This is a genomic window from Embleya sp. NPDC127516 (genome assembly GCF_044765325.1).
Classification (GTDB): domain Bacteria; phylum Actinomycetota; class Actinomycetes; order Streptomycetales; family Streptomycetaceae; genus Embleya.
On sequence record NZ_JBIWJT010000059.1, the window covers coordinates 1 to 16,438 of the forward strand.

Here is a 16,438-nt window from a genome sequence, read left to right on the forward strand (position 1 = left end):
GGAGTTCGCGGATTCCACGTCCTCAAAAGGCGCTGGGTAGTGGAGCGGAGTATCGGATGGATCATGATGCACCGACGTCTCGCCCGCGACTACGAAACCCTCACCGCCGGCTCCGAAGCCATGATCCACGTCGCCGCGATCGACAACCTCGCCAAGCGCATCACGGACGAGACCACACCACCTGGCAAGGACCCTACTAGGGCATAAGGAGTAATTCGCCCACACTAAACGCCCTCTCAAAGAATCACATCAAAAACCGACCGGTGGATCCAGGCTAAGGATCCACAGGGTCAGCCCCTGTGGACTCTCCAGATGCAGACAAGGCCGGCCCGCGTGCTCGGACCAGGCGAACGCGCCCCGACCGTGATCGCGCACTCGGGCGGCGACCATTCGCAGGTCCTTGGCAGCGACCGCGAGTTCCCAGCGCGCAGTACTGTCGGCGGATTCGGTCGCGGTGCGGTAGTCACTGCGTGCGAAACCGGTGCCAAGCACCTGACGATAGAAGTCCTCGGCCCGGCGGTGTCGAGCACCGGCCAGAACCATCCGCTGCGGGGCGTACGCCGTCTGCGGAGGGATCCGCCAGCCACTGAACCTATTGGCCTGCCACAGGGAGAACACCGCGCCGTCCGGGTCGATCAGCGTCGCCATCCGGCCTTGGTCACCGGCGTCGAAGGGGGCGAGGACAAGCTGCGCACCGTTCGCTGTCGCCAGTTCCACGCGGTGATCGACGTCATCGACCCTGATGTAGTACGCAAGGTGTGCCGCAGTGCCGGGCGGGTAGATCGGATCGGCAAGGTCACTCACCGTGCCGATCGGGCATCCATCGACCGTGATCTTGATTGCGCGGCGCCAGTCGTTCTCATCCACCGCGAACTGCCAGTCCAGCACCGCGGAGAAGAACGCGGCGGCTCCGGGGATGTCGTGGGTCTTGAGGTCCATCCAGCAGAATTCATGCAATTCACCCAGGTCGCCCATCAGGTTGCTCCCTCGTTGGCGTGCTGTCGTACCCAACCTTCGCGAACCGCGATCAAGCGTCGCGCAACGGCTTCAACGCCCCGCCCCAGGCGATCACCGCGTCCAGCATGCGGGCGACCGCGTCCTCCTGATGGGCCTGAGGCTCAAAAGCGGTGAAGTCGACGAAGTCGTTGTGGAGCGATAGGGCCACCTGGTCGCGTACGGCGGCGATCCCGAGGGCGCCCATCACGTTGCGCAGCTGCTCGACGGCGAGCACCCCGCCATTCGTGCCGTAGCCGACGAATCCGGCCGATTTGTCGTTCCACTCCGCGTACACGAAGTCGATCGCGCTCTTCAGCGCGCCCGGGAACGTGCGGTTGTACTCGGGCGTGACGAACACATACGCGTCGAACGACGCCACCGTGGCGGCCCACCGGTGAGTGTGCGGTTGCGAGTACCGCCGCATCAGTGCCGGGACCGGCTCGTCCAGATGGGGCAGGCCGACGTCCTTCAAGTCCACCAGTTCGAACTCCGCGCCGCCCTGCTTGACGGCGACCTCATGGACCCAGCGGGCCACGGTCTCGCCGACTCGCCCCGGACGAGTACTCGCGATGATGATTCCCACCTTGATCATGGTTGGCGCTCTTTTCCCTCTGCACACGACGGACACGGTTCGTTGTCAAGCAAGGACCGTACGTTGATAGTGAGAGATGAACCATGCTCAAAACCCGCTCATTTATGCGTCATCGTCTTCTCCACGTCGTGACACCAAGACGCGCAGTACGGTGACGGCATGGATGTGCTCACTCAAGTACTCGCCGCCACGCGCACCGGGCCGCCGCGTTATCTCCACATTGAGTGCCGCGCGCCGTGGAGACGGCTCCACCCGCCGGTCCCCGGCGCGGAGTTGCACGTGATCCTGCAAGGCACCTGCCACCTGATCACCCCGGCCGGTGCACCGATCGCACTCGGTGTGGGGGATGTGGTGTTGCTGCCGCACGGGAGCAGGCACGAAACGGCCGACCACCCCGACACCCCGCTCCCCGGGGTCGAATCCCCGTCGTCAGAAGGCGAGTTCCGGTTCCCACAGCACGTCGGCTCCGACCAGACGGATGGCTCACCGCCATCGACCGTGCTGCTCAGCAGCACGTATCCGATCGATCGCGCGCAATGCCATCCAGTGCTGAACGATCTCCCCGAGATCATTCACCTGCCCGCCCACCTGGGACAACGCCCCACACTGCGCGTCACCATCGACCAGATCAGCGGCGAACTCCGACACCCGGGCATCGGGTCGGACGGTGTTCTCCGTGCTCTCCTCGACGCGCTGCTGCTGTACGTCCTGCGCGCCTGGTACCAGGAACACGGCACAGGGCCCGGTTGGGGCCCGGCATTGAACGATCCGGCGATCAGCACGGCGTTGTGCAGTATCCACAATGACCCGGGGCGGCAATGGACGGTCGAAGACCTCGGCACGGAAGTGGGGCTGTCACGCGCCGCGTTCGCTCGCCGGTTCACCGCCCTGGTCGGCCGGCCACCCCTTGCCTATCTCACGTGGTCGCGGATGGGCGCAGCGGCGCAGATCCTGCGCGACTCGGACGAACCGGTGGGAATCGTCGCCCAAAGGGTCGGCTACACCTCGGAGTTCGCGTTTTCCAACGCTTTCAAAAGGATGCACGGAGCGGCGCCCGGCACCTACCGTCGCCGGCACCGTGCGCTTCGACTCCGCTGAGTCGATGGTGGCTACCTGCTGCTCGGACCGACGCCCGGCGATCTTGCCCTCGTGGAGCTGACGCCGCAGGGCGTGCAGGGACTCGCCCTTGTTCAGCTGGCGGGCGATCTTGCGGCGGTAGCCTTCGTCCGACACGTATTTCGCGTAGATCGTTCTGCGGATTGCCCCCGTACTCCTTCAACGCGGTGGCCAGCGTGTTCTGTCGGGGTGACGCGGACAGTTTGCCGACGATCAGGGAGGCGGTGGTGTGTCCGTATTTCAGCGAACCCGCCAGACGGAGCAGGTCGTCCCGGTGGTCGGCGACCGGGTCCAGGCTGGCCTTCTTGGTCAGCAGCGGCCCGGCGGTCGGGAAGCGTTCCTCGTAGTCGGCCTTCGCGCCCATCCGGTACAGGGTGATCCTGCCCAGGTCGCGGATGCGCGGGGAGAGCTGCTTGCCGACCGGGTCGAAGAGCCGGAAGTTGACCAGGGTCACACCGTGGGTGTCGGTCGCGTGCTCGGTGATCGGCAGGTCGGTGGCGTTGCCGAGGATTTCGTCGAGCACGTGGTGGGCCTGGCGGTGGGTGGCCAGGATGACCTTCGTGCCGAAGAAGGAGTGCTGGTCGGACGACCGCCCCACCGTTGACCAGCAGTGTTCCGAGCGCCTCCGGCCATCGATCGCCGGCTGTCACAGCTGCTGCTGCGGTCAGCGTTGATTGGCCGTGGACAGCGATAGTCGGGCACTTGGATCGGTAGGCGCCGATGCGATTGTGGCCCACCTCGCGAGGCCGCCCGGTGGCCTCGCGAACCGGCACACCGCGTGATCGCCGCCGGTCAGCAACCACCGTCCGGGGAGAACCCACCGCGGGGACCACGCCGGGGTGGCCGGTGATCGCCGCCAACGGCAATATTGGGCGCTTCGTCGGGCTCCCCGCGTGCGGCGGCGCGTCGTCGAGAGCAGTGGCCCTTCTTGCGGTGGCTCTCCGGTTGGCGCAGTACCGGGCGACGGCCGCAATACGTATTCTCAAACGCATGTCTGAGCGGTCGCTTCTACCCGAGCGGCTCCAGCCGCTGCTCCCCAGTCAGCTCGCCTTCGAGCGCATTCATCTCGTCTGTCCGGCAGCTGCCGAAGAAGGCGACGACGACGCCCTCCACCGAGGCCGGACCGCGCGCTTGGAGGCGATGCGCGTCCTGATCACAGCCCGGGCCGAAGCCGGCGCGGACAGCGCGCCCGACCGCGAACTGCTCAAGAACGCGGCCCTGGCCGTCCTCGCGAACGAGGTGGCCCTGTGCCGGATGGTGGGGCAAGTCGCCCCCGAACGCTGGTCGCGGAGCGTGGGCAGGGGCGATTTGTGTTTGTGGCATCGTGCGGGTGACCTGCTTCCCGAGGCGGCGGCCGACGCGGCGATCACTCATTGCCTGGCGCTTATGGCGAATCCGAAGGATCTGGAACGCCGAACGGGCGGGACGTTCAAGGTGCGCTTCTACGCATTGCGGGCCCTGAGCGGCCTGGGTGCGGCCGCGAGTGCCTGCGGTCGTGCCGCCCTGACCGACGCGGTCCTGGAGTGGGCAACAAGTTCCCCTCGGCTGCACGACGAACTGGCCGATATGATCGACTTTTTCGGGTGCCGCCTTGAGCCGAACGCGGCGTCCACCCGAGCCTGGCAAGACACGGCTCTGGCCTTGCAGCACACCCGCCTTGCGCATGCGATGCTCGGGGCACTCACCGAACCCACCGCCCCGGTGGTCGACCGTCTGCGTGCCGGGGCCGCCCGCGGCGAAGCCCGTGCGCTGTCGGCGTTGAACAGCTTCGACCTGCTCGACGTGGACACCGCACACGCGGCGATCGAGCACCACACGCAGGTCGTCGAGTCCCTGATCGCCCAGGCACAGCAGGGAACCCATACCTCTCGCCCGGACGCGCCGCTGGACACGCTGGTACATCTCGGCCTCCGATTCCCGGAACACGCGGCGTGGCCGACTGTATTTCGGGCTTTGGCGTCGACGCATCTGCTGACGCGGCAGTCCGTCGTTGCCCTCGACACCTTGGCTGACGCGGTGAACCAGCTGGCTCCCGAAACACGCGACGAGCTTTGCGCGCTCGTGCGCCGCATGAACGACTCCCTCGCGCTGGATGCGGACGGCGAGCGGGTGGCGGATCGATACGACTGCCTGGCGGTGGCCCTGGAACTCTTGCTCCCGATGCCGTGGCGGACCGCCTCACTCGCCGTTTGAGAGGCGAACGGAAGGACCGTGTCGGCGCCGTCGCCATGGTGCGCGTGGCCGGGCGAGACGAACTACTCGCAATGCTGATCCCGCTGGTTTCGATGGACCGCGACCCGCACGTCCGCATGGATGCCGCCGCCGCGTTCAGAGGACTGTCCGCGCGACCGGCCGGCTTTGTCGTCGAAGCCGGGTTGCGCGCGGCACTCGGCCATCCCTCGGCCGGCGTACCGCTCATGGCACTCGACGCGGCGCCGCCGACATCCCTACTCGTCGGAGACCCAACCGTGCGCGCACTGGTCGGCGAACATCCATCGGCGCGCGTGCGAGCGGCCGCCCGCACCTTCGACCGAGACCCCGATCCGACGTGACTGCCTTCGAGACCGGACGGTCGCCAGGTGCAGCGCCGCGTCGAGCGGGCTGTAGTCGGTCCCCCACGGGAGCAGGAGGATCGCGCCTGGGGCGGCCTGTTCGAGCCAGGCTGCGGGGATGTGTCGGACTCCGGCAGTGACGTGGATCCGGTCGTAGGGGGCCTCGGCGGGGTGGCCTTGGACGCCGTTGCCGGTGATCACGACGACGTTCGGGTATCCGGCCGGGCGAGGTTCTTGCGGGCCTGTTCGGCGAGGTGTTCGTCGACCTCGATGTGGTCACCGCGCAGCCGCGGGCGGCGAGGAGGGTAGCGGTGTAGCCAGTCCCGGTGCCGATGTCCAGGACGCGTTCGCCGCCGTGGATGTCGAGGTCCAGGAGCATGTCGGCGACGGCGGAGGGCATCGATGCCGACGACGACGCCACCAGGCCCGGGGCGGGCCCGGTGTGGCGGCCGGCGTCCCACTGGGTCACCAGGGCGGTGTTGGCGCGCACTGCCTCTCCCCACGCGACGGGGTCCAAGGCGCGGTCGTCGACTGCGTGCTGTTGGCCGTCGTAGGTGAACGGCCACACCCGATCGGGAGCAAACGGCGCGCGGTCGACGGAACGGAACGCCTGCTCCCACACCGGCGGCATGCGGTCCATCGACACCAACAGGTCGGCGATCGACGCCGCTACGGCGTCAAGGCCACGGAGGAGGCCGGCGACACGACCCGGCCGAGCATCGCCTGCGCCGAACGTCGGCGAGACCGCCGCCGCGTTCACGGTGTTTGCGACAACGAGCGGGGCGGATCCGCCCGTCGCAGTCCCGGGATCTCGGCGACGGCGTCCAGGTACGCCAGACCTTTGGGGGTGTTGGCCGCGATCGACACCTCCACCAACCCCGGCACAGGACGGGAGATACCGGGTCCCTCCAAGGAGAGGACCTCGGCCACCAAGCCGTCGTTCATGAAGATCCTGCGACCGGGTCCCGGCCACCGCCACGCGCCGAAGGCGACCTCGGTCATCGGGGCGAGGACGTCCTCGAGCCGATCCCGCGGCACCTCGCCCCATCGTCGCGCCGAGCCGACACACATCGCCTCCTGCACCACCGCGTGGCGCAGGAACACCGACAGGCTCTCGTCGACCTCCTCCCACCCCTCGTAGAGCTCGCGGTCGTAGACGACGTCGGGATCGTCGAGATCGAACGCCCACAACCAGTCCCCGGTGGGGTCCGACATGAACGTGACCGCCCGGCCCTTCGCCTCGATCTCCTCGGGATCGCGCATGTTCAACAAGCCGAAGTACGGTCGCGGGCCCGGCCAACGCGACACCAGTCGGTGCAAGTCCCGCAACGGCTCCGGCAACCACCGACACGAAGCGGGCAGGTCACGCGGCGGCGCCAATGGCGGCCCGCACCAATCGATCAGAAACCCGTCCACGTCGATGGTCAAAGGATCGATCACGCACACATTGTGCCCGGGCCCGGAAGCCGCCCCCGCAGCCGCTCGAACCCGGCACGCTCCTGCGCCCGTTCCTCCGAAAGTCGACGCCCAAGTGTCCCGCCGCCACGTTGCGCGGCCGGAGCCCCTCCGGACCTCACCGAGGTCGTGTTGCCTTGTGCCTATGGGATGCCGCCCCCACGATGTGCCCATGAGTACTGCGCAGCGAGTGGTGCTGGTGGTCACTGGTTGGGGCTGCAAAACTAACGGGTCTGCCTCATATCCGGTGGTGACGGACTGTAAGTCCGTGATCATGTGCGGGTGCTGAACGCGAACGAGCTTGTGGGTGTGGTGTTTTCGGGGCTTGGGCCGCTGGTGGTTGAGGAGGCCGACGAGGGCGAGATCATTCGGGTGCGGGCCCGGACGCCTGCCGGTCCGGTGGATTGCCCGGATTGCGGCGGTCGGACTGGTCGGGTGCACGCCTTCCATGAACGCACGGTGACTGATGTCCCCGTCGACGCCCGTCGGGTTGTCGTTTCGGCGCGGCTCCGCCGGCTCGTCTGCCCCACCTCGGCCTGCCCCCGCATCATGTTACGTGAGCAGGTCGCCACGCTTCGCGGAGGACGGCGACCGCATGGACTGGCCGCGATTGGCCGAACTCAACCATCCCGACCTCGCCGCTCAGACGCGTACACCGACGACGACGGCGTGGTGTTCCTGGACGTCGACGAGGACGTCGAGGTCGTCATCGACGGCGTGGTCCTGGACGGCGAGATCTACGACGCGTACATCGACGAGCGGGGCCGCCTGCGACTGGACGAATAGACCTCGGCGGCCGACCGGGCCGTGTAGGCGTGGCCGCCGCGTCGGCGGGGGAGTGCACAGGGCATGGGTCGTAGAGGTCGGGTGCGCGCGAGTGGTGTCCCTACGGCGCGGTCGGGGGTGCAGGCGCCGTCGTTCACGCGGGGTGTGGTGTTCCGGGAGCGGGTCGAGGTGATCGGCGGTCGGGTGTTCCCGTCGACGTACCGGTTCGACTTCGACGGCGAGCCGATCGAGGTCGACGCCGCCAAATCCCTGTGGGCGCTGGGACACGGATTGATCCCGGCCCGCGGGGAACGCACCATGGCCGCACTCGTGTTGCGGTGCCTGGAGCAGCAGCCCATCCCGCTGCCCGGCGAGGACGCCGCACCGACCGACGTCGACCAGGTCCTCGACGCCGCCCGGCGCCTGGTCGCGGTCGGAGCGGTCGGCCACGACGACGAACGCGGCGGGTACCTCGTCCCCCGCTACGACGTCCCCGCCGCGTTCAGGAGATAGCACCGGGGCGCCGCCGGGCCGGCTTCGCGCGACGCGGTCCGGTCCCGCCGGCGCGTGTTCGGGCCCCGCCTGCCGCCGGTGCACTCTGTAGGGCTCGGCCCCGGATCAGGGGACGACGGTGACGAGGAAGGCGTCGCCGTCGAGCATGCGGTGTTCGCCGTAGAAGGTGCTGCCCAACCGGCTGCCGACGCGTTGGTTGTCGTCGCGGTCGATCAGTCGGGCGGAGAAGTGCCCGCCGCTGAGCGAGGCGCCCTCCTTGGTCGCGGCGAACGGGTACTCGTCGCAGTCCAGGCGCTGCCCGGCCCAGTCCCCCCACACCTCGGTGCACACCTTCCCCGCGGCCGCGCGGTTCTGTTCCTGGAGGGCGGGGTCGATCAGGCGGTGGAGTTCGGCGGGGACGTTCTTGCCGACGGTCGGGGGGAACGTCTTGACCGGGTGGCGCAGGGCGTCGTCGATGTGGCGGGCGCTCTCGTCCTCGTCCGGGTTGCCCAGGCCGACGGCGAACGTGGGTTTGTGGTCGGGGAAGACGGTGCCGCGGGTCTTGCCCGCGACGCGTCCGGCGGAGTCGAACCGCACCCGGAGGACGGCGCTGCGTTCGTCGACGTAGGGATCCGCGCCGGGCGGACCGGTGACCTCGAACCGCACCAGCATCGTGGCGAACAGTTTCTTGAAGGGTGTGGTGACCGCTCCGTCGGGCGAGGTGTAGGTCAGGACGGTCTGGGGGCGGGCGTCCCACGCACCCCACAGATCGGTGCGGTCCTGGCCTGTGGGGCGGACGATGTCGGCGCCGCCGCCGTCGGAGACGGTGGCGCTGTAGGTGACGCGGATCGGCCACGTGCGGGCGTCCTGCCCGGGCACGGTCGAGGCCTCGATGTTCTCCAGGCTGGAGACGAAGTCGACGCGGCGGTCGCCGTCGTAGGCGAAGCCGAGTTGCCACTCGTCGAACCACATCGTGCCCAGCCGCTTCGGCGGCCGGTCCTTCGTCACCAACACCACCTCCCGCCGCCGATGCACACACACCTCGAACCGGCTCCTCACCCACCCCGTCGGCGACGCCGCCTCGGCGGGGTGCCGGGCGCACTCCTGGCGCAGGTCCGCCGCCAGGGCCGCCCGCGCCGCCGGCCCCATCCCGGCCGAACCGGCGGCGGCAGTGGGGGTGGTGTCGGCGGGGGCCGCGGCGAGGGTGAGCAGGGCCGCGACCACCGGGACCAGAACGCGGCGCAGCGCGCGGCGGCGCGGCCGCGGGCGGGGTGGTGTCACGCGTGACCTCCGGAAGTCGCGGTCGTGGACGCGGGGGCGGGGAGTAGTGGGTGCGGTGGGGGTCATGGGGTGCAGGTGGGGCCGAGGCAGGCGTGGACGAGGGCGCCGGTGCAGGCGTCGAAGATGAGGCGGTAGCCGGTGTGTTCGCGCCGATCACCGGTGAAGGCACGCATGCGGCCGGTGTTCGAGGTCACCACCCACACGGGGCGCTGCCCCACCGTGTCCTGGCCCTGGGCCGTGCCGGGTGGGAGGGTCGCGGCGTGGGCGTGGGCGTGGGTGTCGGGGTCGGTGCCCGGGCGCAGTCGGGCGGCGGTGGCCAGGGCCTGGTCCTGGGTGTCGATCGCGTCGTGGGTTCGGGTGGCCTGGTCGGTCGCGGGTTCGGGGGTGGCGTTGCAGGGCAGGCCGGTGTCGATGCAGGCGCGTAGGCCGGGGACGTGGTCGAGGCAGGTGTCGGGTTCGGTGTTCGCGCAGGTGTGCAGGGCGTGTTGGTCGACTCCGTTGAGGGTCGCGACGGTGGGCGCGGGCGAACCGGCCTCGGGTGGTGTGGGGTTGGTGCTGCGGGTGGTGGTGCGTGGGGTGGGGGTGACGACGTCCTTGGCCACGTCCCAGGAGACGAGGTGGTCGGCGGTGGTGTTCAGTGCGGTGGTGAAGCGGAAGCAGTAGGCGGGGTCGGCGCCGGGTTCGCAGTTCCCGGCCGGGGCGCGGACGCTCAGGTGCGCGGTGGGGTGGCGCAGGAACTGGCCGTTGCCGTTGAGGTAGCGGATCCGGTCCTGCGTCTGCGAAAACGAACTCTGCGCGTACTCGGCGGGCAGGTCCCAGCCGGTGACGGTGTGCCGGACGAACGGCGCGCCCTGCCCGGAGGTCTCCCCCACCGGGTTGAAGTCGTAATGCACGCGCCAGGCGGCACAGCCGGAGCACGCGGGGACGGCCATCCAGCTGTGGAAGCGGTTGTCCGCGACGTCCCTCTCCGGGCCGATCGCGTGGAACTCGTAGCTCTCGCCGTGATTGGCCCAGAACGGCTGATACCGCGTCCCGCCCGGGTCGTTGCGGGCACGCAGGCCCATCTCGAACGAGCGACCGAGATCGTCCCCGGTGAACATCCGGGTGCTGTTGTACGCCTCCCCCGCCGGATCCGAACCCGCACCGTACGCCACCGGGCGGTGGACGAACGTCAGGAAGACGCCGTACATGTTCTCCGCCGGATCCGCACACACCTGCGCCACCGCATCCCGCGGCTCGTCCGCACACACCGACAACGCCGACACTCGCGTGGGCGCGGGCGGTTGCGCCTGCGCCGGGCCGCCCGGCAGGAGCGGCAGCGACGCCGTCACCACAACCGCGGCCGCGGCCGTCAGAGCCATCCGGCGCCTGCCCCGATCCGATGCCACCCTGCTTCCCCTTTCCCTCGTCGAGCGGTCTGCCCTCACACCGGGACCACCGAGCCCAGAATCACCCAACCGGTCGGAAGAATGGGACGGTCCACACCCGAAATCATCCGAACGGCCGCCGCGAATGGACCTCCTTGATCCGCCCGAACACGGCCACGGGCACCGACGAGAGGACCCTTCCTCGAAGACCACGAGCACGACACGGAGCCGGCCTCAGCCACGATCGATCACCTTCTCCGGATCCCACCGTGCCCGACGCGGTACCGACACGGTCCTCGATGGCGTGAACTCGCCACATGCGCAGCCAACGCCGAGATCGCCCCAACGAGAAGCCAAGTCCTATAAATCGACGCCACGTTCGATACAGCAACGGCTTCTGACCCCCCGGCCCACCTACTCGGCACACGCGGATCTCCACCACAGGGATGCAAGCGCGGTCAGGCGTCGTCCCGCACATGGGCGAAACGCACCGCGCCGACCACCCGACCGCATTCCCACCTCGATTCGCGCAGGGTGTGGGTGTCACCGCCATGGGGCTCGATCGTGTCGGGGCCGCCGGACCTTGGCACATGGAAATGTCGAGCGCAGGACACGACATTCCGTCGGAGAACTTGCGGCTGGACGCAAGGTCCTTCTGGGTGTCCGCAAGTTTCGCCGTTCGAACCAGACCCGTTGCCTGCCCGATCGAACGTAGGCACGTGAAGCGCGAGCCTCGACCGGCGGCGCACGACCCGGGCGTGAACGGGGGCCCTGCGGGACGGCACGAACCGCCTGGGGGGATCGGGGGGCGGCGGAACGCCCCCCGATGGCGCGCCCCGCGTGCCATGGCGCCGGCAGGCGATACGGAACAGCGGCCGCCGCAGGCGCTGGTGAGCATGGACGGCACGGTCGCCGAGGACGGCGAGCCGGTCCAGTCGACGGCGTCGTTGTCGTTTCGGCGAACGTGGGTCGTCGGCGGAACGCGGACGTTACGTCGCGCCCGGGTCGGGTTCTTTGAGAGGCGAACCGGCCAATTCGGGGTCTGACCTGCTGCTTTGCGAAACGGTATGTCGTGACAGCTACGACATATCTCTGATGGATGTGTCGTGCTGGGCTTACATATCTCCGCTTGACTTAACCCCCATGGTTAACTCCCCGATTGCTGTGCCGACTTGCGGCACGGACGGCCGCCCATCACTCGCCGGCGGTGGACGGTGACGGGCCGGCCAGCGCCGGCCGCGTGCGACACATCAGTCGGAGATGTGTCGGCCCTGGGTCGACACATCGCGACACGACTTAACAGCGGGGGGCAAGTTCCATAACCACGGGGGTAAAGATCGCTATCGTCGCCGGGGTGAGATCCCTGGGAGGACCCGAGTGACCGAGCCTGCACGCCCGATCCCCGTATCGCCGTCGCGGACGGATCCGTCCCCGTCGCCGGGCCCCGGTCAGCCGCCGCGGCGGGTGAGCCTGGGTCAGGCGATCACCGAGGCGATCGTCACGAAGGCCCCCCGGGTTCCCCGCTCGGTGGACCGGGTCTCGGTCGACCTGCACTACCGGTCCCCGCACCACATGCTGGGCGACGAGGGCTTCTCGTTGGTCAGCAACGACTACCTCGCGAACGTCCTGGCGAAATCCGTGGCCGCGAGGGTCGTCTCGCCGAGGCAGTGCGCGATCATGCTGTACATGATCGGACGGCAGCAGAAGTCGCTGGTCGGGATGAACCAGCAGGCGATCGCCGACGCGTTGGGCATCCCGCGGTCGACCGTGTCGACCGAGCTCACCGGCCTGAGCATGCTGAACTGGGTGCGGAAGGTGAAGCGCGGGGTATACCAGGTGAATCCGTTGCTCGCCTACATGGGCAACGGGAACGCGCAGAGGGCCACATTGGCGGACGCGCGGGCGCTGGCGTTGGCGTCGGGGTTCCCGGACGAGGTCTGCGTCCCGGAGATGCCGGCACCGAGGAGCAGGAAGAAGGGGACGACGTGATGCTGTACTCGTCGACAGCGCTGTGGTCGATACTGCCCGACCTCGACCTCCCCCCGGCGGCCATGCGCGTCCTCGCCCGCCTCCAGTCCGTCCAGCAGCCCGGAGGGTCGATCCTCGAGAGCCAGGTCGACATGGCCGCAGCGCTCGGAATCAGCCAGGTCACCGTCTCCCGCAGCATGCGGACCCTGCGCGAACGCAACCTCGTCATCGGCGCTCGCGGAGCCAAGCGCCTGCACCCGTTGATCGCGGGCTACGCGTCCAGCGAGGACTACGAGCACGCCGCGATCGAGGCCGTCCGCCGCGACGACATCCCCGACATCACCGTGCCTTTGTACGTACAACCCCCACCGAGGGTGGGTCACGCTCCACCGCTGTCCGCGGTCAGTTGAATCGGGATGCCGCCGGCCGGCATCGCAATCGCTACGTGGACCGCGCCCATTCCAGGTTCGCCCGCACCACCGCAATCAACGGATGACCGGCGCCCAGCACCCGCTCGGCGACTTCGAGGATGCGTTCGTGCAGCGGAATCGCGCGCCCCAGGTCCCCCGCCGACTCGTAGGCGCCCGCGAGATTGTTGCGGGAGCCCAGCGTGTTCGGATAGTCGACGCCCAGTACCCGCATTTGCTCTTCGAGGGTTGACCGAGGAACGCGAACGACTCCTGACCCGACTCGGCATGCGGTGGCGAACCCTTGCGAGGCGAGATGTGAGATCAGGATGAGGAAGCCCGACGGTTGTCGGCGCGTGTCGTCAGTCAGTCGGTGTCCCTCCGCATGAAGGCGATGCCTGCGCTCAGTACGACTGCGGTCGCCATGAAGACGAGGCCGATCACACCGAGGTCGCCGCCGTCCAGTGCGAAGTGCGGCTGCGGTCTCAACTGGTCCCCGGCGAATTCCGAGTCGACATGGCGCATGAATCCCACCAGCCACGACATGAAGGCCGCGACCATCAGGAGGGCGGGAACCAGGTACCACTCGCGCCCTATTCGGGCGCGCCGCGAATACGCCCACCTATGATCTGTCATGCGTTCAACCTGCCGTGCCGAATGCGTCCGCACATGAGTACGTCTACTCAAGTTCGCACCGGGCGGTGCGACGGGATGGATACGTGGTCCGCGCGCGATCGAAGCGGGGAAAACGCGCGGACCGCAAGACGTACTGCGGGTAGCGTGCGCATGCATGACCACGCCCAACATCGTTGGCAGCCGCTGTCCGTCCGGCTGGGACACGCCCAGGCGGAGGACGCGCTGTACCCGGGGTCCCGGAGCACCTGCTCGGTCCCCTGCAACGCTGGCTCGTCCGGTTCGTGCCCGAGCCGATAGCGCAGCGCGTGTGCCAACGCCTGCGTATGTCGGTGGGGCACCGCGAGGTGGCCAAGGTTCTGCTGGGCGGCCAGACGGACTTCGGCCTGCTGTATGCGGTGGACGCGTCCCTCACCTTCGGCGTGCAGGGCGCGTGGATCGCCGATCGGATCCGGGACAACCGGAATGCCCACGGCGTCCTGGCGAGGGGATTCACCATCCCCACCGACGATCATCCGCAAGGCCCACTGGCGCAACTGCGCAGCCTGCTGGACGACTGCGGCTCCGCCTACCGCATCAAGGACGACAACTGCGGGCTGGAGGAGCGCACCGACCCCACCGCCCGCGAGGCCGTCCTGGCCACGATCGCCGACGCGACCGCTTCGACGACTTCCGGGTCCGCGGGCGACCACTTGGCGACGGCCTGGGCCGCTGCCTATGGGATGCACCCCGATCCGGTGCGCGCCTTCAGTGAGTCCATCAAGGCGATCGAGGCTGCCGGCCACGCCATCGTGCAGACCAACCACGCCACGGCCACCCTCGGCACCATGCTCGGCGAACTCAAGGGTGTACCGCACAAGTTCGAGTTCACCGTTGCAGTCGGGCCGGATTAGATGGCCGTGCCGCAGGCAATGATGCAGCTGCTGTGGGACGGCCAGACCTCTCGCCACGGCAAGCAGACCCCCACCCGCCCGGAAACCCTCGAAGAGGCCCGCGCCGCCGTCCACGCGGCCGCCATCCTCGTGCAGTGGTTCGTCTCCGGAGCGTTCACCCGACTTCCGTAGCTCGCCGCTGGCCTCGGATATCCCGGTCCTATCCGAGGTCAGAACCCGGAGGCGGAAGCACCTACCTCCGGAAGAAGAGGTCAGAACCCGGAGGCGGAAGCACCTACCTCCGGAAGAAGGGGAAACGTAGGGCTCGGCACGTCGCATCGTGGGGGACGTGCCAAGCCATGGCGCCGGCTACCGATTTGGTCCTGATCGGTCGATGCCGTTGGGGTACTGGTCGAAGATTTTCTGCAGCGTCTCCTCGGATGCGCTTGAGTTCCTTGTGCAGGGCTTTGATGCGGGTGTCGGCGTCGGGGCCGGCGATGCCCAGGGTGAGGCCGTCGTCGGTGGGCGGTGGCTGACGGGCCAGCCGGCCGCGGCGACGCGGTGGGCGACGAGGGTCCGGGCGCGGGCGCGTCAGGTGGGAGGCGGGTTCTTGAACGGTGGTTTCGGTTCAGGACCGCAAGCGGGATTTTTGCCGAGGATTCTCGGGCGATGGTGTCGTTCAGGAGCAGTCGAAGCGGTACGCCCAAGGCATGCTCGGACAACTCGAACAGACGAAAAGATACATTCCACCCATGTCGCCGATGCAGAGATCGGTGGGACTGAAGCCCCCGCCGATCGAGTCGACTCGCGGATCGATGTCGACGCCGACATGCTCGATCGGTGCCCAGCGCTTGCCGCTTTCCACGTCGTACTCCCGGCTGGAGACCGTGAGCAGATGCTCCATCCGACGACCGCAGGCGCACTCCGGCCACAGTGGCGGCTGGGCCCAACCCGGCCAACCACCGACCTTGACCCCCGGTGCCACGGACAGATGGCGGGAGTACGACCAACCGGTCGCTGCCTCGGCAGCCTCCATCCGGCTGTGACGCTCGAACGGGTACTCCGGTTCGTCGGGGCTCGGGTACTCGACGACCCGCTCCGGATCGATGAGACACGGCCGCGGCACCGTCCCGAACGGAACGTCCTCGTACGGCTCCGGCGTACCGGCGACCGGCCGGGCACCGACGCGGGCCTCGTTCCGCCAATACAGCACCGGCCGCGGCCAGCAGCCCCCATCCTCATCCGGGTGATCGAACGGACACCAGAGAACCTGCAGCAGATCCGTCCCGGGCGGGTACGGCAACTCCGACACGTCCCGCGCGTACAACTGGACGATCGGTACCAGCGGCACTGGCCCTCGGGGCTCACTCACGACGTCGACCCGGCCGTGATGGGGTATCGAACAGGTCGGCCACGGCTCGACGGCAGGCCAGAACAACGGTCCACCCACCGAACTGTCCGACGGCGACGGAACCCCAGGGCACGGATGCAGCCGGGTCGCCGTCCGCGCCATCGGCAGCAACTCCGGAAGACGACCGGCGGGATCGACCGGCCGCGCCCGGGTGGTGTGCATGCCGAACCGGTGCAACTCCCGGGGCAGAACCACGTGACAACGACGCAGCGACATCCGCGTCCACTGACCAAAGAGGTCCACCTGCGCCCAGACGTGTCCGTCCTCGACGCTGTCCAGCGTCGCGGTCGTGCCCTTGAACGGACCGCCGATTATCTCGACGCCACGCCGGAGCGTGTCATCGTCCGTTGCCCTCCGACCCGGTACCCGATCATCCAGTGTCACGGCTAACTCGTTTCCTTCCATGAGGACAGGAGGCTTCTCAGGTGTGGTCAGGCATCGAGTGCCCCCATGTCCGGCGCAGTCTGTTGCGTTCGCCGACATCACATCACGCAGGACGGCGGCACCATGCGGTCCTCCAGGCCCAGTCGC

Annotated in this window: 16 protein-coding genes and 5 pseudogenes; 9 read left to right on the top strand and 12 right to left on the bottom strand. The window is 68.6% G+C overall.

Going from position 1 to position 16,438, the window contains the following annotated elements; genetic code table 11:
• Window positions 1-200, top strand: a pseudogene (locus tag ACIRL2_RS49890) (transposase); the annotation flags it as partial.
• A 49-nt stretch (window positions 201-249) separates the two neighbouring features.
• Here ACIRL2_RS49890 and ACIRL2_RS49895 read toward each other — a convergent pair.
• Both ACIRL2_RS49895 and ACIRL2_RS49900 read right to left on the bottom strand, forming a co-directional pair.
• Window positions 250-975 (bottom strand): VOC family protein, encoded by a 726-nt coding sequence (locus ACIRL2_RS49895; RefSeq protein WP_402242190.1) that lies wholly within the window; start codon window positions 973-975, stop codon window positions 250-252.
• A gap of 52 nt (window positions 976-1,027) precedes the next feature.
• A complete protein-coding gene (locus ACIRL2_RS49900) occupies window positions 1,028-1,588 on the bottom strand; it encodes an NADPH-dependent FMN reductase (protein WP_402242193.1) in 561 nt (186 codons plus the stop codon).
• Window positions 1,589-1,747: 159 nt separating this feature from the next.
• On the opposite strand from ACIRL2_RS49900, the gene ACIRL2_RS49905 reads away from it, so the two are divergent.
• Window positions 1,748-2,686 (top strand): AraC family transcriptional regulator, encoded by a 939-nt coding sequence (locus ACIRL2_RS49905; RefSeq protein ID WP_402242194.1) that lies wholly within the window; start codon window positions 1,748-1,750, stop codon window positions 2,684-2,686.
• A gap of 63 nt (window positions 2,687-2,749) precedes the next feature.
• Here ACIRL2_RS49905 and ACIRL2_RS49910 read toward each other — a convergent pair.
• Both ACIRL2_RS49910 and ACIRL2_RS49915 read right to left on the bottom strand, forming a co-directional pair.
• A pseudogene (locus tag ACIRL2_RS49910) lies at window positions 2,750-2,821 on the bottom strand (hypothetical protein); the annotation flags it as partial.
• 43 nt (window positions 2,822-2,864) lie between these two features.
• Window positions 2,865-3,302, bottom strand: a pseudogene (locus ACIRL2_RS49915) (Tn3 family transposase); the annotation flags it as partial.
• Window positions 3,303-3,550: 248 nt separating this feature from the next.
• On the opposite strand from ACIRL2_RS49915, the gene ACIRL2_RS49920 reads away from it, so the two are divergent.
• Entirely contained in the window at window positions 3,551-4,897 is a 1,347-nt protein-coding gene (locus ACIRL2_RS49920) for a hypothetical protein (protein WP_402242197.1), read from the top strand.
• Window positions 4,898-5,151: 254 nt separating this feature from the next.
• Here the strand turns inward: ACIRL2_RS49920 and ACIRL2_RS49925 are convergent.
• From ACIRL2_RS49925 to ACIRL2_RS49935, 3 genes and pseudogenes are all read right to left on the bottom strand, one after another.
• A pseudogene (locus ACIRL2_RS49925) lies at window positions 5,152-5,463 on the bottom strand (hypothetical protein); the annotation flags it as partial.
• Window positions 5,464-5,563: 100 nt separating this feature from the next.
• A pseudogene (locus tag ACIRL2_RS49930) lies at window positions 5,564-5,896 on the bottom strand (hypothetical protein); the annotation flags it as partial.
• Between the two features lie 116 nt (window positions 5,897-6,012).
• Window positions 6,013-6,696 (bottom strand): hypothetical protein, encoded by a 684-nt coding sequence (locus tag ACIRL2_RS49935; protein ID WP_402242199.1) that lies wholly within the window; start codon window positions 6,694-6,696, stop codon window positions 6,013-6,015.
• 297 nt (window positions 6,697-6,993) lie between these two features.
• Between ACIRL2_RS49935 and ACIRL2_RS49940 the strand changes: the two genes are divergently transcribed.
• The gene (locus ACIRL2_RS49940; protein ID WP_402242201.1) at window positions 6,994-7,497 is read left to right on the top strand and encodes a transposase family protein; all 504 of its coding nucleotides are present in this window, start codon (window positions 6,994-6,996) and stop codon (window positions 7,495-7,497) included.
• A 117-nt stretch (window positions 7,498-7,614) separates the two neighbouring features.
• Window positions 7,615-7,989: a hypothetical protein gene (locus tag ACIRL2_RS49945; RefSeq protein ID WP_402242204.1), complete on the top strand. Its 375-nt coding sequence runs from the start codon at window positions 7,615-7,617 to the stop codon at window positions 7,987-7,989.
• Between the two features lie 105 nt (window positions 7,990-8,094).
• Here ACIRL2_RS49945 and ACIRL2_RS49950 read toward each other — a convergent pair whose 3' ends face one another.
• A complete protein-coding gene (locus ACIRL2_RS49950) occupies window positions 8,095-9,249 on the bottom strand; it encodes a NucA/NucB deoxyribonuclease domain-containing protein (RefSeq protein ID WP_402242207.1) in 1,155 nt (384 codons plus the stop codon).
• A gap of 62 nt (window positions 9,250-9,311) precedes the next feature.
• Window positions 9,312-10,610, bottom strand: coding sequence for a hypothetical protein (locus ACIRL2_RS49955; RefSeq protein ID WP_402242209.1), 1,299 nt, complete (start codon window positions 10,608-10,610; stop codon window positions 9,312-9,314).
• A gap of 1,470 nt (window positions 10,611-12,080) precedes the next feature.
• Between ACIRL2_RS49955 and ACIRL2_RS49960 the strand changes: the two genes are divergently transcribed.
• Window positions 12,081-12,605: a replication/maintenance protein RepL gene (locus ACIRL2_RS49960; protein WP_395874435.1), complete on the top strand. Its 525-nt coding sequence runs from the start codon at window positions 12,081-12,083 to the stop codon at window positions 12,603-12,605.
• Window positions 12,602-12,994 carry a helix-turn-helix domain-containing protein gene (locus ACIRL2_RS49965; RefSeq protein ID WP_395874433.1) on the top strand — a complete coding sequence of 131 codons (393 nt, stop codon included), beginning with the start codon at window positions 12,602-12,604 and terminating at the stop codon, window positions 12,992-12,994. The genes ACIRL2_RS49960 and ACIRL2_RS49965 overlap by 4 nt, the downstream gene beginning before the upstream one ends.
• Before the next feature lie 31 nt (window positions 12,995-13,025).
• Here the strand turns inward: ACIRL2_RS49965 and ACIRL2_RS49970 are convergent, their stop codons facing one another.
• Together ACIRL2_RS49970 and ACIRL2_RS49975 are read right to left on the bottom strand one after the other, a co-directional pair.
• Complete coding sequence (locus ACIRL2_RS49970) at window positions 13,026-13,226, bottom strand: tetratricopeptide repeat protein (RefSeq protein ID WP_395874431.1); 201 nt, start codon at window positions 13,224-13,226, stop codon at window positions 13,026-13,028.
• Window positions 13,227-13,357: 131 nt separating this feature from the next.
• Complete coding sequence (locus ACIRL2_RS49975) at window positions 13,358-13,627, bottom strand: hypothetical protein (protein WP_395874429.1); 270 nt, start codon at window positions 13,625-13,627, stop codon at window positions 13,358-13,360.
• Between the two features lie 281 nt (window positions 13,628-13,908).
• Here ACIRL2_RS49975 and ACIRL2_RS49980 point away from each other — a divergent pair, with 281 nt between their 5' ends.
• Both ACIRL2_RS49980 and ACIRL2_RS49985 read left to right on the top strand, forming a co-directional pair.
• Window positions 13,909-14,517 carry a hypothetical protein gene (locus ACIRL2_RS49980; RefSeq protein ID WP_395874427.1) on the top strand — a complete coding sequence of 203 codons (609 nt, stop codon included), beginning with the start codon at window positions 13,909-13,911 and terminating at the stop codon, window positions 14,515-14,517.
• Between the two features lie 6 nt (window positions 14,518-14,523).
• On the top strand, window positions 14,524-14,688 hold the full coding sequence (locus ACIRL2_RS49985; RefSeq protein WP_395874425.1) for a hypothetical protein: 165 nt from the start codon (window positions 14,524-14,526) through the stop codon (window positions 14,686-14,688).
• A gap of 487 nt (window positions 14,689-15,175) precedes the next feature.
• Here the strand turns inward: ACIRL2_RS49985 and ACIRL2_RS49990 are convergent, their stop codons facing one another.
• The gene (locus tag ACIRL2_RS49990) at window positions 15,176-16,291 is read right to left on the bottom strand and encodes a DUF1963 domain-containing protein (RefSeq protein ID WP_395874423.1); all 1,116 of its coding nucleotides are present in this window, start codon (window positions 16,289-16,291) and stop codon (window positions 15,176-15,178) included.
• Window positions 16,292-16,438: the final 147 nt, after the last annotated feature.